The organism is Flavobacterium chilense, from assembly GCF_001602525.1.
GTDB classification, from domain to species: domain Bacteria; phylum Bacteroidota; class Bacteroidia; order Flavobacteriales; family Flavobacteriaceae; genus Flavobacterium; species Flavobacterium chilense.
This window is the reverse complement of record NZ_LSYT01000007.1, coordinates 107,782-128,652: the sequence shown is the minus strand read 5'-3', so window position 1 is coordinate 128,652 and position 20,871 is coordinate 107,782. Positions and strand designations below refer to the sequence as shown.

Genomic DNA, 20,871 nt, shown 5'->3' with positions numbered 1-20,871 from the left:
TTCAATAAAATTGCTTACTCTTTTACGAATATTGTTTTTTATAGTAATCTTTATAAGAACCTGAGGTTACATTCTGTAGCCATTCTTCATTGTTAAGATACCAATTGATTGTTTTTTCTAAACCTTTTTCGAAAGTAACGGAAGGTTTCCATCCTAATTCTTCATTAATTTTGGTAGCATCAATTGCATAACGTAAATCATGCCCCGGTCTATCTTTTACGTAAGTAATCAACTCTTGAGAGGTCCCTTCAGGCCTTCCTAATTTTTGATCCATAATTTGGCATAATAACTTTACCAAATCTATATTTTTCCACTCATTAAAACCACCAATATTATAAGTTTCGTGGTTTTTTCCTTCATGAAAAACTAAATCTATAGCGATAGCATGATCTTCAACAAAAAGCCAATCACGGGTATAGTTACCATCACCATAAACAGGTAAAGCTTTATTGTGTATAATATTATTTATAAAAAGAGGAATTAATTTCTCAGGAAAATGATATGAACCGTAATTATTTGAACAGTTTGTTAAAACATATGGCAAACCATACGTTTCTCCATACGCTCTTACAAAATGATCAGAACTAGCCTTTGAAGCTGAATAAGGAGAATTTGGATCATAAGGTGTTGTTTCTGTAAATAATCCTTCAGTACCTAATGAGCCATAAACTTCATCTGTACTTATATGATAAAATCGTTTTCCGTCAAAGTTCTCTTTCCATTGATTCTTAGCTGCATTTAACAAGTTCATTGTACCAATAACATTTGTTTTAACAAATGCTAATGGATCTTCAATCGAGCGATCAACATGAGATTCTGCTGCTAAATGTAAAATACCATCAAAATTATGCAATGAGAAGAGTTTATTTATAAAAATTTCATCAACGATATCTCCTTTTATAAAAGTATAATTAGATTGGTTTTCGATGTCCTTTATATTTTCTAAATTTCCCGCATATGTCAAAGCATCTAAATTAAAAATCTGATATTCAGAATACTTATTCACAAAACGCCTTACGACATGAGACCCGATAAAACCAGCACCGCCAGTTATAAGAATTTTTTTCATTTTAAATTTCAATTAATTTAATAAATCTGAATTTATCTTTTCTAATTCACCATATAAATCTTTTACGTCTTGTGAATTTTCTTTTTGCAAAATCAAATTTGCAGTATCTGTAGAAACAAAAATAGTATTTTTTAGTCCTAAAAATGCGGTATATTTTTCACTTCCAATAACCATGTTTCCGCATTTATCAACAGAATGCCCCTTAGTCACCAAATAATCATAAACAGATTCAAATGATCCCAAATCTGACCACGAAAATGAAGCTGGGACTACCTTAATTTTTTTACTACGTTCCATAACAGCGTAATCAATACTTATGGATGGGATTTCTAATGATAAATCTAAATCCAAGAAACCTTCTTTATTAGAATACCAAACAGTTTTGGATTTTTCAAACACATCTGGTTGAAATTGCTTTAATTCATCTAAAAGAACTCCTGCTTTAAAACAAAACATTCCACTATTCCATAAAAAATTACCTCTAGAGATAAAGTCTTTAGCAGTAGTTTTATTTGGTTTTTCACGAAAAGAAATCACTTTATCTCCTTTTGATTCTATATAACCATAACCTGTTTCTGGCTTGGTTGGAATAATTCCAAAAGTTATTATAAAGCCATCTTTTGCTTTCAAAATTGCTTCATCTATAGCTTTATTGTAATTATCCATTTCATCAATAATATGATCTGATGGTGTTACAATTAATATATCATCAGGATCAGATGCAAACGCAGCAAAAGCAATCGCAGCTGCTGTATTTCTTGGAGTTGATTCTACAATATTTAAGTATGCCGTATTAGTTTTATCCATTACTTTCTTACTTAAATCATGATTATCAACATTTCCAACAACCATTACCTTGTCCACCAAATGACTATTACGTTCAATTGTCATTTCAAACAAAGACTTGTTTTCAAATATCTCTAAATATTGTTTTGGTTGGCTTTTTCGTGAAAGAGGCCATAATCTACTGCCAACTCCTCCGGTTAAAACTACATGTACTATTGAATTTGTTTCCATTTTTCTCTAAATAAAGAAAGATTTTCTTAATGACTATAATCTATTATCCGCTATAGTACCTAAAATACCTTTTACATCATATAATAAGCTTTTTGATTTTTGCAATTTAGCAAAATCTAGTTCCAAAAACTCTGTATGAGAAACTCCCAGAACTATCGCGTCAAATTTATTATTTGGAATAGAGCTTAATGTTATTAAATTATATTCTTTTTTTACATCATCTGCATTAGCAAGTGGATCAAATATTGTTACTAAAATCCCATATTCTTTTAAAGCCCTTACTACATCTACAATTTTTGTATTTCGTACATCAGGACAATTTTCTTTAAAAGTGATTCCAAGCATTAGTAATTCGGCACCATTGACAGAAATTCCTTTTTTAATCATAAGTTTAACAACTTGCGAAGCAACATATTCTCCCATGCTATCATTCAGCCTTCTTCCAGCAAGAATTATTTCAGGATGATATCCAAATTCTTGTGCCCTTTGTGCTAAATAATAAGGATCTACACCTATACAATGACCTCCAACCAATCCTGGTTTGAAAGGAAGAAAATTCCATTTTGTAGCTGCTGCTGCTAATACTTCCTGAGTATCTATATTCATTAAATTGAATATTTTAGCCAACTCATTTACAAAAGCAATATTAATATCTCTTTGAGAATTTTCTATAACTTTAGCTGCTTCTGCAACCTTTATGCTTGGTGCTAAATGAGTTCCTGCTGTAATAACCGACTTATACAACGCATCAACTTTTAAACCTATTTCTGGCGTTGAACCTGAAGTTACTTTTAGGATTTTTTCAACGGTATGTTCTTTATCTCCAGGGTTTATTCTTTCTGGTGAATATCCTGCAAAGAAATCTTTATTAAATTTTAAACCTGATATCTTTTCCAAGACTGGAACGCACTGTTCTTCAGTTACACCCGGATAAACTGTAGATTCATAAATTACAACATCTCCTTTTTTCAATATTCTACCAACTGATTCACTCGATTTATATAATGGAGTTAAATCTGGACGATTATTTTTATCTACCGGAGTAGGAACGGTTATTATAAAATAATTACAATCTGCTATGTCATCTAAAGAAGTAGTACAATACAATCCAGTTTGATAGTTAAAAGAATCATCAATTAGAACTTTTTGCAAAGTTAAATCATCCACTTCCAAAGTTGTATCTGTACCTGACTTAAGCGAATTAACTCTTGATTCATTTATATCAAAACCTTTAACTAAATATTTTGTTGCAAATAATCTAGCCAAAGGCAAACCAACATAACCTAAACCTATTACTGCAATTTTTATATTTTCGCTCAATTCGTAATCTTTTTTATCTCGTTTAGTCATAATTATTCACGGCTCCGCCATTCTGAGTTACAAAATTTTGCCTCAGATGCCTAAAATCATTTTCGGCAAATATAACATATTCACATTACTTAATCAATACGGTTTCCCGTATTACTAAAAAGAAATCGTATTAAACCTTTATTAAAAAAAGAATACTCTCTTAATCAATCAATAAAGATTTTATTTACAAAAAAAAAGAGAGTATAAAACATTAAAAAATGATTAAACTCTCTATCTATTTAATACGTTTCCCTTTTTAGAAACGAAATTATTTATATTTTATTTTCAATACACAACCTAAAGATTCTAATACCAAAATATAATGTGTCTTAGATACCTCTTGCACTATTGCACTTTGATTGTTAAATGCTCCTGTTTCTAATTTAATTCTATCGCCAACCTGGATTTCTGTTACTGATACATCAGCAATATTCGAAGCATTTAAACTGTTTTTAATGACATTTATCTCTTCATTTCTTACAATTGCAGGCTTTCCTAACCAAAACAAATATCTTACAACGCCTGGAATCTGAAAAACAGAATTTCGATTAATGTCTTCAATTTGAATAAAAACATAAGAATTAAAAAGAGGGACTTCAACTTTTTTCTTTCTATCTGACCATTGTTTAATCTGAGTAATTAATGGACAGTAACATTCGATACCTATTTGACTCAGTTTGTCTGCAACTTTTTTCTCCCATTTAGGTTTTGTATAAACTACATACCAATTCATAATTTTTATTTATATTGAAACAAAACATTCAAAACTTCCATTTTTATTCATTTCACATTAATCTTATTCCAATATTATTTTCAATCAAGAACCTATTCCTTTGTAAATAAATCCAATTGTTTCTAGTTCTCTTGCATCCAATATATTTCTACCGTCGAAAATAAACGCTGGTTTATGCATTGAATCATAAATCTTTTTCCAATCATAAGTCGTAAATTCATCCCATTCAGTCAAAACAGCAACAGCATGTGCTCCCTTACATGCTTCATAAGCTTCATCAAATACACTTAAAGCCTTACTATTTTCCTGACCAGATCTGGTTTCTAAATAATCTAAATCACTTAACATTTTATTTTTTGAAACTTTAGGATCATAAACTGATATTTTTGCCTGTTCATTAATTAAATCATCAGCTACATAAATTGCAGCAGATTCTCTTGTATCATTCGTATCCTTTTTGAAGGCCCAACCTAAAAATGTGATTTTTTTATCAGCAACCGTATTGTACAATGTTTGAACAATCTTATTTGAGAATCTTCTTTTTTGATGATCATTCATTATAATAACCTGCTCCCAATAATCTGCAACTTCATTTAACCCATAAGATTTCGCTATGTATACTAAATTTAAAATGTCTTTCTGAAAACATGAACCTCCAAAACCAACTGATGCTTTTAGAAATTTAGAACCTATTCTACTATCCATTCCAATTGCTCTTGCAACTTCACTAACATCAGCACCTGTTTTTTCACATAATTCAGACATAGCATTAATTGATGAAATACGTTGTGCTAAAAATGCATTAGCCGTTAATTTTGACAATTCAGAAGACCATACATTTGTAGTTAGAATTTTATCCTTACTAACCCAATTTGCATACACATCAACCAAGGCATTAATTGCATCTTGACCTTCTGGAGTAGTATCACCACCTATTAGAATTCGGTCTGGATTTAATAAATCTGTAACAGCAGTTCCTTCTGCTAAAAATTCAGGGTTTGATAAGATTTGAAACTGCACACCATTCCCAGTATTATCTAAAATACTTTTAATAGCTTCAGCTGTTCTTACTGGTAAGGTTGATTTTTCAACAACAATTTTATTCTGTTTTGCTACTTTTGCTATTTGTCTCGCACAAAGCTCAATATATTTTAAGTCAGCAGCCATCCCCTTTCCTTTTCCATAGGTCTTAGTTGGCGTATTTACCGAGATAAAGATTACCTGTGCCTCGTCTATTGCTTTCTCAACTTCCGTAGAAAAGAAAAGATTCCTTCCTCTTGCTTCTGCAACTATACTAGAAAGCCCAGGCTCATAAATCGGAATATTATCAGTATTTGGATCATTCCAATCTTTAATTCTTTGTTCGTTCAAATCAACAACAGTGACTTGAATATGTGGACATTTTTGAGCAATCACTGCCATTGTTGGACCACCAACATACCCTGCACCAATGCAACAAATTTTTGTAATTTTCATTTATTTTACTATTATCTTAATCCGTATTCTATTTCAAATTATTCCAATACCAACTTACAGCTTCTTTTAATCCTGCTTGTAAAGAATATTTAGGATTATAGCCTAACATTGTTTTTGCTTTCTCTATACTCGCTAATGAATGCGGAATATCTCCTAACCGATTTGCTCCGTAAACAATTTCTACATCTGAGATTTTTGGATCAAACTCAGCTAAGTATTCTTTCAAATAACCAGCCAAATCATTTAATGTATTACGATCACCAAAAGCCGTATTATAAATTGTATTAATTGCGTCAGGATTTTGAGTTTCTATAGCCAATGCATTCATTTGAATTACATTATCAATATAAGTAAAATCGCGGGAATAATTCCCATCACCATTAATAACAGGACTTTCATGTTTCATTAATTGCGTAACAAATTTTGGAATCACTGCAGCATAAGCACCATTAGGATCCTGTTTTCTACCAAAAACATTAAAATAACGCAGTCCTATTGTTTCTAAACCATACGTTTTACTAAAGATCTCAGCATATAATTCATTAACATATTTTGTTATTGCATATGGCGACAATGGCTTACCAATTATATCTTCAACTTTTGGCAACCCTTGTGAGTCTCCATAGGTAGAGGAACTAGCTGCATATATAAATCTTTCAACTTTCGCATCGCGTGAAGCAACTAACATGTTTAAAAAACCTGAAACATTTACATCATTAGTAGTAATTGGATCATTGATTGATCTTGGAACTGAACCTAAAGCAGCCTGATGTAAAACATAATCAACACCTTCAACCGCTAAAATACAATCTGCAATATTTCGAATGTCTCCTTCAATTAATTTAAAATCAGGATTCGAAATAAAATCTTTTAAATTATGATGATGACCGGTCGAAAAATTATCCAGACAAACAACCTTATGCCCCAATTCTAAGAAATATTCAGATAAATTTGAACCTATAAAGCCTGCTCCTCCTGTAATTAGAATTTTATATTGAGTTGATACGTCCATTTGCTTTAAATTATTTTTTAATAAATTTATTCAAAACAGTTCTCCAAAAACTTAACTTAACTTCTTCTTCATGATATCCGTTTGCATAAGCTCCGTAACCATACCCATATCCATAAGCTGTACCGTATTTTGCTTTATTTTCATAACCGTTTAAAACTATACTGGCATTATTTAACTCCCCTCTTTTTATTCTTGTATTTAGCAATGTAATCATGTCCTTCTTAGTATAATTTTGCCTTACTATATAAAGGGTTACATCTGCAAACTGAGCTAATTCTAAAGCATCAGAAACCAATCCAACTGGAGGTGTATCAAGAACAATATAATCGTATTTTTGTTTTAACTCTAAAACCAACTCTTTCATGGCCTCACTTAAAATAAGTTCAGACGGATTTGGAGGTATTGGCCCTGAAAGTATGACATCTAGATTTGGAATTTGTGTTGAATTTGTAATTTCATCTAAACTATTTTGTTTAATTAAATAATTCACAACTCCTATTTGATTTTTTAAACCAAACTCATCTGACAATCTTGGTTTTCTTAAATCCAAACCAACAATAACTGTTTTCTTTTCACTTAATGCAAAAACTGTAGCAATATTTATTGAACAAAATGTTTTTCCTTCACCACTTATAGATGAAGTAATCATTAGAGTCTTAGATCCACTTACCTGTTGTTTTTTATACAAAAACTGCAACGAAGAACGAATAGCTCTAAAAGCTTCAGAAAGTGCCGACTTTGGCTTATCAAAAACAGCTAAATTTAAAGAATCTTTATTAACACCAATTACACCAATCAATGGTATTTGAGTAAGCTTACTTATATCTTCTGTATTTTGAATCGCATTATTAACAAAGAAAATTCCAAATATAAAAAACAAAGGAACTAATATACCCGCAAACAAAGCCAAAACATAGTTTACCGAAGTTTTAGGACCAATTAATCCTCCTCCAATATCTTTTGCAGGATCAATAAAATGAATATCTGATAAATTAGAAGCCTTTACTATTTCAGCCTCATTTCTTTTCTTTAAGAATTCAGTATATATATTGTCACTTAAATCATATTTTCTTTGGATTTTTAACAACTCTTGTTGCTCTTCCGGAAGTCTTTTTACTGTACTTTCTGCCTGACCAATTTTAGAATTCACCATTGCCAGATCTGTCATCAAAGAGTTTTTTGCAGACGCAATATTTTCAAGTAAAACACTCTTTACAGCCTGCATTTGATTATCAAAATCTTTAAAAATCTTTTCACTTTTTACTGCATAGGCCATTTCTGATCTTTGTGTAGAAAGTGAAATAAGTTTTGATACGTTTACAACAACATTTGGATCATCAATCCCTGCAACAGAAGGAGCTGGCAACCTTGAATAATCAACACTATTGTTTAAATATGATTTTAAAGAATTATAATAAGCTAATTTCCTTGTAACTTGATCTTTCTCAACATCAAAGTCCATTATCTTATCTGTGAACTTAGCACCTCCACCTTCGATTTCATAAATATTTTTATCTTTTCTAAAAGTTTTAAGTTCGCTACCAGTTTGTTTTAACTGTGATTCCATTGCAACAAGAGTACTATCAATAAATCTAATTGTGTTTGTTGCAAACTGATTTTTTCCGTCCAGCTGAATTTTAATCAACATTTTTACTGTTGCATTCAAATACTCTACCATTCTGGCTTTGTTTGTCCCTTGCATGCTTAAGGTTAGTATTGAACCTCCTTTATCATCACCGCTTACATTAACTCCCCTATATCTGGAAACTGTTCCGTCAAAATCATTGAATTGTACAAAATATTCATTTCCTGTATAAAGACCAGGATTATCATTTATCTGTACTATCCAATTTAAAAAGGGCAGCGAAACCTTCTCTCCAACTTTAAATTTTTGCACATATTCTTTAGGTTGAACAGCAGTATTGCTGTATGTATTATTTGAATAGGTAATTATCGATGCAGAATTACTTTCAAAAGGAATACGAATTTCATATTCATTTGGACCTAAAAACTTAATTCCAATTAATTTACCTGCAAGTTGCCCTTTACTCTTATCAATATTTACATAAAAAGGAACTGACCCGTATGAATCAACTAGATTGTATTTTCCCTGAACAAAATAATCAATATAATACTGTAGTTTATCGACAACCAATTCATTATGCGATCTGGACTGTATAATAGTTGTAATGCCATTTACCTGATCAGAAACTCCGCCCCAGTTAAAAACTAAACTCGTATTTGAAGTAAAAAAAGGATTACTTTCTTCTTTAATAGAAATCATCGTTTGCATACCGTAAATTTTCTCTTTACGAATATTTACCTGATAAGCAATTGTAAAAGCAATAATCAAACTAGCTAAAAACCATTTCCAATAACTAATAATTTTTAACAAAAATCCTTTAAAATCAAAATTTGAATGATTTTCAAAAATGGAAAAATCCTTTATATCTAACATCTTTTGAATTTGGTTTTAGTTTTTAAGCAACAGGAACACTGTTGTGGCTAGTGATAACAAAGTAACAATTGTAGTAATAGATTCTATACCTGTTTTCCCTGTTCCCCATGTTTTTTGCTTAACTGGTTTTACATAAATATAATCATTAGGCTGTAAATAATAATAAGGTGATTTCATCACATTGACATCAGTCAGATCTAAATCATTCATTTGTACACCTGTTGGGGTTTGACGTATTACAGTTACAGTTTTTCTATTTCCGGTAATTGTAATATCACCTGCATTTGCAATAGCCTCCATAATATTTACATGCTCCTGAAACAGTGTTTTTGTTCCTGTACTTCCCACTTCTCCATTTATAGTATATCTAAAACCTGCCAGTTTTACAGTAACAAAAATATTAGCGTCTCTTTTAAAATACTCTTCGAGTAATTTTTTTTCAATTATAAGACGAACTTCTTCTAACGTATAACCTATAACATTTATTTCTCCTAAAATTGGCATTCTGATATTTCCATGATCATCAACTGTAAAACCATTAAAATACAAACCTGATTCAGATTTTCCTGCTCCTGAAGAAGCTTCCGATGTATTAAAAATAGACACCAATTTAGGATCAATTGCCTTTATATCAACACTCAAAACATCATTAACCTGTAATCTATAAGGTTTTGATTCTACTGCCGCAATATTATTTTGCTCTCCTGAACTGTTTTTATCTTGTAAATAAACTAAGTCTTTTACAGGAATACATGATGTAAAAAGTGTACCAATTAATAGCAGGATATAAAAGCCGTTTTTTGTCATTATTTAAAATTTATCGCAAATATAGCTTTTCCTTTAATTTTCAGGAAATCTATAGGTCATTTGGGTTTATTTAATTGTTTTTGAAAGTTTTTTCGAATGGAATTCGATGCAAAATACTTCTTCCCAGTGTAATTTCGTCAGCATATTCTAATTCATCTCCCACAGATATTCCTCTGGCAATGGTAGAAATTACAATTTTCGATTCTGCAATTTGTTTATAGATATAAAAATTGGTTGTATCACCTTCCATTGTTGAACTTAGTGCAAAAATAATTTCGACAACTTTTCCCGCTTTTACTTTTTCAACTAAACTTGAAATATTCAACTGACTTGGTCCGACTCCTTCAATTGGTGAAATTTTACCTCCAAGAACATGATAAATTCCTTTATATTGACCTGTATTTTCAATAGCCATAACATCACGAATATCCTCCACTACACAAATTGTCTGATGATTTCGCAGCGAATTAGCACAGATCTCACAAACCTTTGTATCTGAAATATTATGGCAACTTTCACAAAATTTTATATCTTCACGCATATTCAATAATGCCTGAGACAGAAAGCTTGTTTGCTCTTTGGGTTGCTTTAATAAATGAAGCACTAATCGCAATGCTGTACGCTTACCAATTCCTGGTAATTGCGACATTTCGTTAACTGCTTTTTCTATTAATTTTGATGAAAATTCCATGGGGACAAAAGTAATACTTTTAATTGTTTAGTAGACTTGGGGATAACTAAATTCGGTATTTATCGAGAATACATATTAAAACACTGAAAGTCTTTTTAGCCCAGATAGAAACGATATCCTTTTTCTGGCTCCTTTAGCCAGAAAAAGGATATCGTTTCTATCTGGAAAAAGCTCCTAAAAAAACTAATATTGATTCGTTGCTAATAAAACTAAAGTACACGCAACTTCTGCTTTAATATTATTCAATTCTAACAATTGATATAATTCCGGATTTTCTGTTCCGGGATTAAAAACGACCCTCTTAGGCTGGGCTTCGATAATATAATTATAATAATCTCTCTGGCGCGCAGGGTTTAAATACAATGTAACGGTATCGATATTTTTTACAGGAATTGCTTTAGTATGAATTTTTACGCCAGCAACTTCACCTGCTTTTTGACCAATTGCCAAAACAGAATGTCCTTTTTCAACTAACATATTTATTGCTCTAAAAGCGTAACGCTCTGGTTTTGTTGTAGCACCAAGAACTAAGGTCTTTTTATTTTTCATTGTTTTAAAATATATGACAAAAGTAATCAAAAAGAACGAGCTTCTTTTAGGCAATTGATTTAGAATTAATAGCATTAAAAAACAAATATCCTAACACGAATTTACTCTCAGATATCAAAAAATGATTATTTTTACCTCACTAACCAAAACAATATGGATTTATTCATTTATCTATTTGCCGCTCTTTTTTCGGTATTAAACCCTATCGGAACTGTTCCAATTTTCGTTGGATTAACACAGCATGACTCTCAAAAAGAACGTTCCAGAATCTCTTTATGGACCTCCATAAATGTTGGCATTATTTTATTAGTTTCTTTTTTTATAGGTCAATATGTTTTAACTTTTTTTGGAATCAGCATAGATGCTTTACGAATTGCAGGAGGAATAGTAATTGTAAATTCAGGCTTTTCATTACTTTCTGGCAAATTCAATAAAAAGCGTGGAATTAACAAAAAAATAGAAAACGAAGCGCAACAACGAAATGACATTGCTCTAACTCCATTAGCAATCCCGATGTTAGCCGGGCCGGGATCTATTTCTTTGCTAATTGCTTTTTATCAGGAACATCATGGAATGGAGGAAATCATCATATCCAGTTTAGCTATTCTAGCCATCGCTGTTGCTATTTTTGTTATTCTTAAAAGCGCTCATTATCTAGCCAGAATACTTGGTGCTTCCGGAATTGTAGCCATTTCAAGAATAGTTGGATTTATCGTCATTTCTATTGGAATACAATATATAGTAAGTTCAATCATTAATATTGTAAAAGGAAATTTGATGTAATAATTTCATATTTAACAAATTAAAAAAGGGATAAAACACTATGTTTTATCCCTTTTTTATATCTCAATATATTTGCTTTTTAATTTCTTGGTAAAAACACTTCTGCCATCATACATCTTGCACTTCCACCTCCACAAGCTTCTATTGTATCCAGACTTGAACTTAGAATTTCAGCATGTTTTTCTAATTGTTCGATTTGTTTTGGAGTCAAACTCTGATGAGCTGATGCACTCATGACAACATACTTTTTATCATTTGTCCCTCTAACTTCCAACATATTTCCGGCAAAATTATTTACCTGTGCTTCAGTTATCAGTATAACCTCTTTTTTATCAGCTTTCAGATTCTCAAGAACCATTTTGCGTTCTTTTTTATCATCTATACAATCTGCACAGATCACTGCAAAAGTTTCACCCAAACACATCATAACATTAGTATGATAAATTAGTTTTCGTTCTCCGTCAACTGTTTGAAAAGCTTCAAATATTACCGGTGCATAATCAAAATCTTCACAAAATTCTATAAATAATTCTTCGTCTGCTCTTGGTGATAAAGCACAATATGCTTTTGCGTTAGCGCGATCCAAAAGCAAACTTCCGGTTCCCTCTAAAAAATAACCATCATCTTCTGCAGATGTATAATCCATTATATTAGAAATTTCAAAACCTTTTTCTTCCAGAGTATCCAGAATATCTTCACGACGTTCCTGACGACGATTCTCTGCAAACATTGGATATAATGCTACATCTCCATTTTCATGAAATGAAACCCAGTTATTTGGAAAAATACTATCCGGAGTATCTGTTTCTAAAGTATCTTCAATTACAGTAACATCTACACCAACAGCTCTAAGTTTTTCAACAAAAACATCAAATTCCTGCTGTGCTTTTGCATTAACAGTACTTGGCAATAATCCGTCTAATACCTTTTGGTAATAATTATTAACTGCAGTCTGCTCATTCATTCTAAAAGCAACTGGCCTAATCATTACGATTGCGTTTGTTGTCTGTTTCATTTTTTTATATTTTTTGTTTTACGTTTTAAGTATCAGGTTTCACGTTATGCAAAAACTTGAAACCTGAAACCTGAACTCAAAAACATTTTTCTTAATCTCTAATTAATGGCAAAGTTGAGCATCTCAACAAGCCTTCTTGTTTTGCAATTTCTGCATACGGAATTTCTTCTACGGTAAATCCGTTTGCACGAAGCCAGTTATTCAATCGGGTAAAGTTTTTTTCCGAAACCACAACATTTTCATCTATTGAGAATACATTCGAAAACATATTGTACATTTCATCTCTTTCAATATGAAATAAATTTTCTTTTCCGAAAAGATTCACTAAATACAAATAATCTGCTTCTTCACGAAAACCTCTTTTATAGATAATCCCTTTGTTTTTTCCAACAGGCTGAAAACAGCAATCCAAATGCAAAGCATTATCACGGGCTTCTAATTTAGATTTAACTAAATCAAACTCTTTTACAATTTTATTTGGGAATAATCCTTTTATATAGTTTACCCCCTGCATGTTAGTTCTTGCTGTGATGTAATCTTTATAATCGCTTCCCTTGTACGTACCAATGAAAATATGATCATTCCAAAGCATAACATCACCACCTTCGATATGAACTTCCTCAGGTGGACGAACTACTTTTAACGGATCCATTTGATCGATTACATATTGAATCGCATCTAATTCTCGTTCTCTGTCAGGTAAGATATTTGATTTTACAAAAGTGTCATCTATCACAAAACCAATATCTCTTGCAAAAATCTGATTGTAATTTTCAATCATTTCCGGACGATAAACTTTTACATCGTATTTTTGAAAAACAGCATTAAAAGCATCCATTTCTACAATCATATCTTTTTCTAAAGGATATGTCCCTGCTTTTATATGTTCCAATGATTTAGGATCGTAGGCTTCATCTAAAGATGGAGTTGGCCCATTATGAACAGCGGAACCCAAAACTACAGCACGTAATCTTGACGTTTCGTTCTTTATATTTAATTGCAACATAACTTTATTATATTTTGACCAAAGATAAAAAAAGCTTCACAGTTAAGTGAAGCTTTAAAATATTTTTATTTATTCGACTTAAAGTCTCTCAACGGATGTCCAGTATAAATTTGTCTTGGTCTGCCAATTGGTTCTTTATTTTCACGCATTTCTTTCCATTGTGCGATCCAGCCTGGTAATCTTCCAATAGCAAACATTACCGTAAACATATCTGTAGGAATTCCTAACGCTCTGTATATAATTCCAGAATAGAAATCTACATTTGGATATAAGTTTCTTGATTTAAAGTAATCATCTTCTAAAGCAGCAGATTCTAATTTCTTAGCAATTTCTAAAATAGGATCTTCAACACCTAAAGTATCCAATACTTCTTTAGCTGCTTTTTTAATGATTCTGGCTCTTGGATCAAAGTTTTTGTAAACTCTATGACCAAATCCCATTAAACGGAAAGGATCATTTTTATCTTTTGCTTTTGCTAAAAATTTATCAGTATCTCCTCCATCTTTATTAATTTCTTCCAGCATTTCAAGTACAGCCTGATTTGCACCTCCATGAAGAGGTCCCCAAAGTGCAGAAACTCCCGCAGAAATAGAAGCAAATAAACCTGCATGAGACGAACCTACCATTCTCACTGTTGAAGTAGAACAATTTTGCTCATGATCAGCATGAAGAATAAATAATTTATCTAATGCATCAATAACAACAGGATTTGCAGCATAAGGTCCTGTAGGTAATTTAAACATTAACTGCATAAAATTATCTACATAACCAGTTGTATTATCATAGTAATTTAATGGATATCCCATAGTTTTTCTATAAGTCCATGTTGCAATTACAAGAAATTTACCCATTGTTTTACAAATGGCTTCGTACATTTCTTTTTCATTCTCAACATTTACTGCTTTTGGATTGAATGCTGTTAAAGCACTTGTTAAAGCAGATAAAACACCCATTGGATGAGCTGTTTTTGGAAAACCATCAATGATATTTTTCATTTCTTCGTTTACCAAAGTATGTTTTTTAATACCATTTTCAAATTGCTCTAATTCTTGGGCTGTTGGTAGTTCTCCAAAAATTAAAAGATAAGATACTTCTAAAAAATTAGCTTTTTCAGCCAAATCTTCGATTGAATATCCTCTGTAACGCAAAATACCTAATTCTCCGTCTAAGAAAGTGATTTCACTCTTACAAGAACCAGAATTTTTATAACCCGGGTCTAAAGTAATAATACCTGTTAAATCACGTAATTTGTTAATATCGATAGCTGATTCATTTTCGCTTCCCGTAATAACCGGAAGTTCAATTTTTTGACCATCTACTTCTAATGTAGCTATTTTTGACATAATATATCGGAAATAATTCTTTAAAATAATAATTTATCAAATCTAAGGAATTTAAGACTAATTAAAAAAAGAATCCTGCTATGAATTTGTTAAAACTCCAAAAAAAAACCATTCGCAAAAACGAATGGTTTAAAATCGATATATAACTCTTACAATTATTTTATTTTGAAAGCGTTTAATCCTGGGAAATAAGCAGTACTTCCTAACTCTTCTTCAATTCTTAATAACTGATTGTATTTTGCCATACGATCAGAACGTGAAGCAGAACCTGTTTTAATTTGTCCACAGTTTAAAGCAACGGCTAAGTCTGCAATTGTATTATCTTCTGTTTCTCCGGAACGGTGAGACATAACTGAAGTATACCCAGCATTTTTAGCCATATTTACAGCTGCAATAGTTTCTGTTAAGGTACCAATTTGATTTACTTTTACTAAAATTGAATTAGCAATTCCTTTTTCAATTCCAGTAGATAAACGAGCAACATTCGTAACGAATAAATCATCTCCTACTAATTGCACTTTATTACCAATTTTATCAGTCAAATATTTCCATCCATCCCAATCATCTTCATACATACCATCTTCGATAGAAATAATTGGATATTTAGCAGCAAGTTCAGCTAAATAATCAGCTTGCTCTTCAGATGTTCTGATTTTTCCAGTTTCACCTTCAAATTTAGTATAATCGTATTTACCGTTTACATAAAATTCTGAAGCAGCACAGTCAAGAGCGATCATAATTTCGTCACCGAAAGTATATCCTGCTTTTTCAACCGCAAGTTTGATAGTATCCAAAGCATCTTCCGTACCTCCGGCTAAATTTGGAGCAAAGCCTCCTTCATCACCTACAGCAGTACTTAAGCCTCTGTCATGTAAAACTTTTTTCAGGCTGTGAAAGATTTCAGTTCCCATTTGCATAGCATGTGTAAAAGAAGTTGCTTTTACAGGGAAAATCATAAATTCCTGGAATGCAATAGGCGCATCAGAGTGAGAACCACCGTTGATGATATTCATCATTGGCACAGGTAGCGTATTAGCAGAAACTCCACCTACATATCTGTACAAAGGCAATCCAAGTTCGTTTGCAGCAGCTTTTGCAGCAGCCAAAGAAACTCCTAAAATAGCATTAGCTCCTAATTTAGATTTATTTGGAGTTCCATCTAAATCGATCATTAATTGATCAATAGTATTTTGTTCAAAAACAGAAGTTCCAACTAGTTCTTCAGCAATAACAGTATTTACATTATTCACTGCGTTCAAAACTCCTTTTCCAAGATAAGCTTTACCTCCATCACGTAATTCAACAGCTTCGTGCTCTCCAGTTGATGCTCCAGACGGAACAGCAGCTCTACCTAAAACTCCATTTTCAGTTACTACATCAACTTCAATAGTAGGATTACCTCTAGAATCAAGAATTTGTCTTGCGTGAACTTTAATTATAATACTCATTATTTTTGTTTTTTATTAATAAATTATATATTTTTTTTCGAAATTAGAAAAATATTTAATACTTAAAACGTATTTTAAACATTAAACACCTTTATTTATTAACTACATCGTTTTAGCGGTAGCTTCTTTGATATTTGCCACAAACTGATCAAACAAATAAGATGAATCATGCGGACCAGGACTCGCTTCCGGGTGATATTGTACAGAAAAACAATTCTTGTTTTTCATTCGCATACCAGCAACAGTTCCGTCATTCAAATGCAAATGTGTAATTTCCAGATCAGGATGATTGTCCAATTGTTCTTTATTTACAGCAAAACCATGATTTTGAGATGTTATTTCTCCTTTACCAGTAATAACATTTTTTACAGGATGATTAATTCCTCTGTGCCCGTTAAACATTTTATATGTCTGAACTCCATTTGCTAAAGCAATTACCTGGTGTCCTAAACAGATTCCAAATAAAGGCTTATCATCCGCAAGAATATTCTTCGCTACTTCAATTGCTCCAAAAAGCGGATCAGGATCACCAGGTCCATTTGATAAGAAATATCCATCTGGATTGAATGATGCTAAATCTTCGTATGAGGAATTGTATGGAAACACTTTAATATAACAATCTCTCTTTGCCAGGTTTCTCAAAATATTCTTCTTTATTCCAAGATCCAGAGCCGAAACTTTATAAGTAGCAGTTTCATCACCAAAAAAATAAGGTTCAGTAGTTGATACTTTCGATGCTAACTCTAAACCTTCCATATTTGGCACATTAGCCAATTCTTTCTTCAAGTCCTCAATCGAAGTTCCATCCGTACAAATTACAGCATTCATTGCTCCATTATCACGAATATAACTAACCAAAGCTCTTGTATCTACATCAGAAATGCATACTAAATTTTGCTTAGCAAAATAATCTTCTAAACTTCCTGAAGCACCTTCTCTTGAGAAATTAAAACTAAAATTTTTACAAACCAAACCAGCAATCTTGATGCTATCAGATTCAATCTCTAAATCATTTACACCATAATTACCAATATGCGCATTGGTAGCAACCATGATTTGTCCAAAATAAGAAGGATCTGTAAAAATTTCCTGATAACCGGTCATTCCTGTATTAAAACAAACTTCACCAAAAGTTTTACCACTGATTCCGATAGATTTACCATGAAAAATAGTCCCATCACTTAGTAATAAAATGGCGCTTTGTCGTGTTGTGTATTTCATTATTTAATTTGTATTGTTAACCGTATTATAAAACCAGCTAAACTTGTTTTATTTGTAATTAGATATTTTGCAAATTTACTTCTTTAAAAGAGTGCTTCCAAGATTTTTTAAAAATTTCATAGCCAAAAATAAAACCAGAACATTCAAAAAAGTTAAAATCTACTACTTTTAAAAAAATCAAAAAAAAAGGATAAACTAAAAATTAGTTTATCCTTGATTTCTATAGAATCATTACTTTCATAATTATTCAGAAGCTTCAGTAGTCGATTCTGATTCAGCAGCCGGAGCTTCAGGAGCAGTCTCCTCAGCTTTTTTTGCTTTACCACCACGACGGCTTTTTGCTTTTTTAACTTCTTTTTTACCTCCATTGTAAAGTTCATTGAAATCTACAAGTTCGATCATTGCCATATCAGCATTATCTCCCAAACGATTTCCAACTTTAATGATACGAGTGTATCCACCTGGACGGTCACCAACTTTAGCAGCTACATCTCTGAACAAGTCAGTTACAGCATATTTACTACGTAAGTAAGCAAACACGATACGACGATTGTGAGTAGTATCTTCTTTTGATTTTGTGATTAAAGGCTCAACAAATTGTTTAAGCGCTTTAGCCTTAGCAACAGTAGTGTTAATACGTTTGTGCTCAATAAGAGAACAAGCCATATTAGCCAACATAGCTTTTCTATGTCCAGTCTGTCTGCTTAAGTGGTTGAATTTTTTTCCGTGTCTCATGACGTGTTTTTTTTATCTTCATCTTGCTACAATCCACTATGGAGAGCAAAATATGAAGTAAATTATTCTTTATCTAATTTGTATTTAGCTAAGTCCATTCCGAAAGTTAAATTTTTAACTGCAACAAGTTCGTCAAGTTCAGTTAAAGATTTTTTACCAAAATTACGGAATTTCATTAGGTCATTTTTATTGAACGATACTAAATCACCAAGTGTATCAACTTCAGCCGCTTTCAAGCAATTTAATGCTCTCACAGATAAATCCATATCAACAAGCTTAGTTTTAAGCAATTGTCTCATATGCAATGACTCTTCATCATACGATTCTGTTTGTGCAATTTCGTCAGCCTCAAGTGTAATTCTTTCGTCAGAAAACAACATGAAATGGTGAATTAAAACTTTAGCAGCCTCAGTAAGAGCATCTTTTGGATTAATAGAACCATCAGTTTTAATTTCAAAAACTAATTTTTCGTAATCTGTTTTTTGCTCTACACGGAAGTTTTCAATTGCATATTTTACATTTTTTACCGGAGTAAAAATAGAATCTGTAAAAATTGTTCCAATTGCAGCATTCTGTTTTTTGTTCTCTTCAGCAGGAACGTATCCTCTACCTTTTTCGATTGTTAAATCGAAGTTCAATTTGATTTTAGAATCTAAATTACAGATAACAAGGTCTGGATTCAAAACTTGAAAACCTGAAATAAATTTTTGAAAATCACCTGCTGTTAACTGATCTTTACCAGAAACAGAAATTGTAACTGCTTCATTATCGATATCTTCAATCTGACGCTTGAAACGCACTTGTTTAAGATTAAGGATAATTTCGGTAACATCTTCAACAACACCTGAAATAGTAGAAAACTCATGATCTACACCTTCGATACGAACAGATGTAATTGCATAACCTTCTAATGCTGAAAGCAAAACTCTTCTAAGTGCATTACCAACTGTCAATCCGTAACCAGGTTCTAAAGGTCTAAATTCAAATTTACCTTCAAAATCGGTTGAATCGATCATGATAACTTTATCGGGCTTTTGAAAATTAAATATTGCCATAAATTTCGACTAAGTCAATTATTATTTGTTGTACAACTCTACGATTAATTGTTCTTTAATGTTTTCTGGAATTTGAAGTCTTGCAGGTACAGAAACAAAAGTTCCTTCTTTAAGATCATTGTTCCATGTAATCCATTCATAAACATGACTTGAATTTGATAAAGAACGTTCGATAGCTTCTAAAGATTTAGATTTTTCACGAACTGCAACTTTATCACCAGGCTTAAGGTGGTAAGAAGGAATATTTACAACTTCACCATTAACAGTAATGTGTCTGTGAGATACTATTTGACGAGCACCTCTTCTAGATGGAGCAATTCCCATTCTAAAAACAACATTATCTAATCTTGCTTCACATAATTGTAATAAAACCTCACCAGTTACTCCTTTAGTTGCTGATGCTTTTTCGAATAAATTTCTGAATTGTTTTTCTAAAATTCCATAAGAATATTTAGCTTTTTGCTTTTCCATTAACTGAACAGCATACTCAGATTTTTTTCCTCTTTTTTTAGCCATCCCGTGTTGACCAGGTGGGTAATTTCTTTTTTCGAAAGATTTATCATCTCCGAAGATTGCCTCGCCAAATTTACGAGCGATTCTTGTGCTAGGACCAGTATATCTTGCCATTTTAAATTGTTTAAGATTGAGATTATGAATTCAGGTCATATCCTTCGATAATCTATTTTCAATCTAGGTTATACTATAAATTTTTGAGTATTAAACTCTACGTCTTTTAGGAGGACGACATCCGTTGTGAGGCATTGGAGTAACATCGATAATTTCAGTAACTTCAATTCCACCGTTATGAATAGAACGGATAGCAGACTCACGTCCGTTCCCTGGTCCTTTTACATAAACTTTTACTTTTTTAAGTCCTGCCTCAAGTGCTACTTTACTACAATCTTCTGCTGCCATTTGAGCTGCGTACGGAGTATTCTTTTTAGAACCTCTGAAACCCATTTTACCAGCTGAAGACCAAGAAATAACTTCACCTTTCTTATTAGTCAAAGAAATGATAATATTGTTGAAAGTGGCAGAAATATGAGCTTCACCCGTTGATTCAACGATAACTTTACGTTTTTTTGCAGTTGCTTTAGCCATAT

The 20,871-nt window shown here is 31.9% G+C and carries 20 protein-coding genes; 1 reads left to right on the top strand and 19 read right to left on the bottom strand.

What is annotated here, in order from left to right; all coding sequences use genetic code 11:
• Positions 1-22: 22 nt before the first annotated feature.
• The 10 genes from rfbB to A4F88_RS16840 form a co-directional block, all read right to left on the bottom strand.
• A complete protein-coding gene (gene rfbB / locus A4F88_RS16885; protein WP_068843807.1) occupies positions 23-1,069 on the bottom strand; it encodes a dTDP-glucose 4,6-dehydratase in 1,047 nt (348 codons plus the stop codon).
• A 12-nt stretch (positions 1,070-1,081) separates the two neighbouring features.
• Positions 1,082-2,086 (bottom strand): mannose-1-phosphate guanylyltransferase, encoded by a 1,005-nt coding sequence (locus tag A4F88_RS16880; protein WP_068843806.1) that lies wholly within the window; start codon positions 2,084-2,086, stop codon positions 1,082-1,084.
• Between the two features lie 33 nt (positions 2,087-2,119).
• Positions 2,120-3,436, bottom strand: a complete 1,317-nt coding sequence (locus tag A4F88_RS16875) for a nucleotide sugar dehydrogenase (protein WP_068843805.1) — start codon at positions 3,434-3,436, stop codon at positions 2,120-2,122.
• A 268-nt stretch (positions 3,437-3,704) separates the two neighbouring features.
• Complete coding sequence (locus A4F88_RS16870; protein WP_068843804.1) at positions 3,705-4,169, bottom strand: UpxY family transcription antiterminator; 465 nt, start codon at positions 4,167-4,169, stop codon at positions 3,705-3,707.
• A gap of 84 nt (positions 4,170-4,253) precedes the next feature.
• A complete protein-coding gene (locus A4F88_RS16865) occupies positions 4,254-5,645 on the bottom strand; it encodes a UDP-glucose 6-dehydrogenase (RefSeq protein ID WP_068843803.1) in 1,392 nt (463 codons plus the stop codon).
• Between the two features lie 28 nt (positions 5,646-5,673).
• Positions 5,674-6,657 (bottom strand): SDR family oxidoreductase, encoded by a 984-nt coding sequence (locus A4F88_RS16860; RefSeq protein ID WP_068843802.1) that lies wholly within the window; start codon positions 6,655-6,657, stop codon positions 5,674-5,676.
• Positions 6,658-6,667: 10 nt separating this feature from the next.
• Positions 6,668-9,115 carry a polysaccharide biosynthesis tyrosine autokinase gene (locus tag A4F88_RS16855; RefSeq protein WP_068843801.1) on the bottom strand — a complete coding sequence of 816 codons (2,448 nt, stop codon included), beginning with the start codon at positions 9,113-9,115 and terminating at the stop codon, positions 6,668-6,670.
• Positions 9,116-9,130: 15 nt separating this feature from the next.
• The gene (locus A4F88_RS16850; protein WP_068843800.1) at positions 9,131-9,922 is read right to left on the bottom strand and encodes a polysaccharide biosynthesis/export family protein; all 792 of its coding nucleotides are present in this window, start codon (positions 9,920-9,922) and stop codon (positions 9,131-9,133) included.
• Between the two features lie 70 nt (positions 9,923-9,992).
• Entirely contained in the window at positions 9,993-10,613 is a 621-nt protein-coding gene (recR, locus tag A4F88_RS16845; RefSeq protein WP_068843799.1) for a recombination mediator RecR, read from the bottom strand.
• Between the two features lie 183 nt (positions 10,614-10,796).
• Positions 10,797-11,162, bottom strand: a complete 366-nt coding sequence (locus A4F88_RS16840) for a CoA-binding protein (protein ID WP_068843798.1) — start codon at positions 11,160-11,162, stop codon at positions 10,797-10,799.
• A 153-nt stretch (positions 11,163-11,315) separates the two neighbouring features.
• Between A4F88_RS16840 and A4F88_RS16835 the strand changes: the two genes are divergently transcribed.
• Positions 11,316-11,945 (top strand): MarC family NAAT transporter, encoded by a 630-nt coding sequence (locus A4F88_RS16835; protein ID WP_068843797.1) that lies wholly within the window; start codon positions 11,316-11,318, stop codon positions 11,943-11,945.
• Positions 11,946-12,024: 79 nt separating this feature from the next.
• Here A4F88_RS16835 and ctlX read toward each other — a convergent pair whose 3' ends face one another.
• From ctlX to rpsK, 9 genes are all read right to left on the bottom strand, one after another.
• Complete coding sequence (gene ctlX / locus A4F88_RS16830) at positions 12,025-12,960, bottom strand: citrulline utilization hydrolase CtlX (RefSeq protein ID WP_068843796.1); 936 nt, start codon at positions 12,958-12,960, stop codon at positions 12,025-12,027.
• A gap of 91 nt (positions 12,961-13,051) precedes the next feature.
• Positions 13,052-13,966 (bottom strand): dimethylarginine dimethylaminohydrolase family protein, encoded by a 915-nt coding sequence (locus A4F88_RS16825; RefSeq protein ID WP_068843795.1) that lies wholly within the window; start codon positions 13,964-13,966, stop codon positions 13,052-13,054.
• A 65-nt stretch (positions 13,967-14,031) separates the two neighbouring features.
• Entirely contained in the window at positions 14,032-15,309 is a 1,278-nt protein-coding gene (locus A4F88_RS16820; protein WP_068843794.1) for a citrate synthase, read from the bottom strand.
• A 155-nt stretch (positions 15,310-15,464) separates the two neighbouring features.
• Positions 15,465-16,757, bottom strand: a complete 1,293-nt coding sequence (eno, locus tag A4F88_RS16815) for a phosphopyruvate hydratase (RefSeq protein WP_068843793.1) — start codon at positions 16,755-16,757, stop codon at positions 15,465-15,467.
• Positions 16,758-16,859: 102 nt separating this feature from the next.
• Positions 16,860-17,978 (bottom strand): glutamine-hydrolyzing carbamoyl-phosphate synthase small subunit, encoded by a 1,119-nt coding sequence (gene carA / locus A4F88_RS16810; protein ID WP_068843792.1) that lies wholly within the window; start codon positions 17,976-17,978, stop codon positions 16,860-16,862.
• Between the two features lie 243 nt (positions 17,979-18,221).
• Positions 18,222-18,713, bottom strand: a complete 492-nt coding sequence (rplQ, locus tag A4F88_RS16805) for a 50S ribosomal protein L17 (RefSeq protein ID WP_068843791.1) — start codon at positions 18,711-18,713, stop codon at positions 18,222-18,224.
• Between the two features lie 62 nt (positions 18,714-18,775).
• Positions 18,776-19,768: a DNA-directed RNA polymerase subunit alpha gene (locus A4F88_RS16800; protein WP_026109818.1), complete on the bottom strand. Its 993-nt coding sequence runs from the start codon at positions 19,766-19,768 to the stop codon at positions 18,776-18,778.
• Positions 19,769-19,789: 21 nt separating this feature from the next.
• Positions 19,790-20,395, bottom strand: coding sequence for a 30S ribosomal protein S4 (rpsD, locus tag A4F88_RS16795; RefSeq protein WP_029272055.1), 606 nt, complete (start codon positions 20,393-20,395; stop codon positions 19,790-19,792).
• A gap of 90 nt (positions 20,396-20,485) precedes the next feature.
• A complete protein-coding gene (rpsK, locus tag A4F88_RS16790; RefSeq protein WP_007803677.1) occupies positions 20,486-20,869 on the bottom strand; it encodes a 30S ribosomal protein S11 in 384 nt (127 codons plus the stop codon).
• Between the last annotated feature and the right edge of the window lie 2 nt (positions 20,870-20,871).

Bases quoted from the DNA above. Each gene is read 5' to 3' on its own strand.
- rfbB (WP_068843807.1), bottom strand. From the start codon at position 1,069: ATGAAAAAAATTCTTATAACTGGCGGTGCTGGTTTTATCGGGTCTCAT.
- A4F88_RS16880 (WP_068843806.1), bottom strand. From the start codon at position 2,086: ATGGAAACAAATTCAATAGTACATGTAGTTTTAACCGGAGGAGTTGGC.
- A4F88_RS16875 (WP_068843805.1), bottom strand. From the start codon at position 3,436: ATGACTAAACGAGATAAAAAAGATTACGAATTGAGCGAAAATATAAAA.
- A4F88_RS16870 (WP_068843804.1), bottom strand. From the start codon at position 4,169: ATGAATTGGTATGTAGTTTATACAAAACCTAAATGGGAGAAAAAAGTT.
- A4F88_RS16865 (WP_068843803.1), bottom strand. From the start codon at position 5,645: ATGAAAATTACAAAAATTTGTTGCATTGGTGCAGGGTATGTTGGTGGT.
- A4F88_RS16860 (WP_068843802.1), bottom strand. From the start codon at position 6,657: ATGGACGTATCAACTCAATATAAAATTCTAATTACAGGAGGAGCAGGC.
- A4F88_RS16855 (WP_068843801.1), bottom strand. From the start codon at position 9,115: ATGTTAGATATAAAGGATTTTTCCATTTTTGAAAATCATTCAAATTTT.
- A4F88_RS16850 (WP_068843800.1), bottom strand. From the start codon at position 9,922: ATGACAAAAAACGGCTTTTATATCCTGCTATTAATTGGTACACTTTTT.
- recR (WP_068843799.1), bottom strand. From the start codon at position 10,613: ATGGAATTTTCATCAAAATTAATAGAAAAAGCAGTTAACGAAATGTCG.
- A4F88_RS16840 (WP_068843798.1), bottom strand. From the start codon at position 11,162: ATGAAAAATAAAAAGACCTTAGTTCTTGGTGCTACAACAAAACCAGAG.
- A4F88_RS16835 (WP_068843797.1), top strand. From the start codon at position 11,316: ATGGATTTATTCATTTATCTATTTGCCGCTCTTTTTTCGGTATTAAAC.
- ctlX (WP_068843796.1), bottom strand. From the start codon at position 12,960: ATGAAACAGACAACAAACGCAATCGTAATGATTAGGCCAGTTGCTTTT.
- A4F88_RS16825 (WP_068843795.1), bottom strand. From the start codon at position 13,966: ATGTTGCAATTAAATATAAAGAACGAAACGTCAAGATTACGTGCTGTA.
- A4F88_RS16820 (WP_068843794.1), bottom strand. From the start codon at position 15,309: ATGTCAAAAATAGCTACATTAGAAGTAGATGGTCAAAAAATTGAACTT.
- eno (WP_068843793.1), bottom strand. From the start codon at position 16,757: ATGAGTATTATAATTAAAGTTCACGCAAGACAAATTCTTGATTCTAGA.
- carA (WP_068843792.1), bottom strand. From the start codon at position 17,978: ATGAAATACACAACACGACAAAGCGCCATTTTATTACTAAGTGATGGG.
- rplQ (WP_068843791.1), bottom strand. From the start codon at position 18,713: ATGAGACACGGAAAAAAATTCAACCACTTAAGCAGACAGACTGGACAT.
- A4F88_RS16800 (WP_026109818.1), bottom strand. From the start codon at position 19,768: ATGGCAATATTTAATTTTCAAAAGCCCGATAAAGTTATCATGATCGAT.
- rpsD (WP_029272055.1), bottom strand. From the start codon at position 20,395: ATGGCAAGATATACTGGTCCTAGCACAAGAATCGCTCGTAAATTTGGC.
- rpsK (WP_007803677.1), bottom strand. From the start codon at position 20,869: ATGGCTAAAGCAACTGCAAAAAAACGTAAAGTTATCGTTGAATCAACG.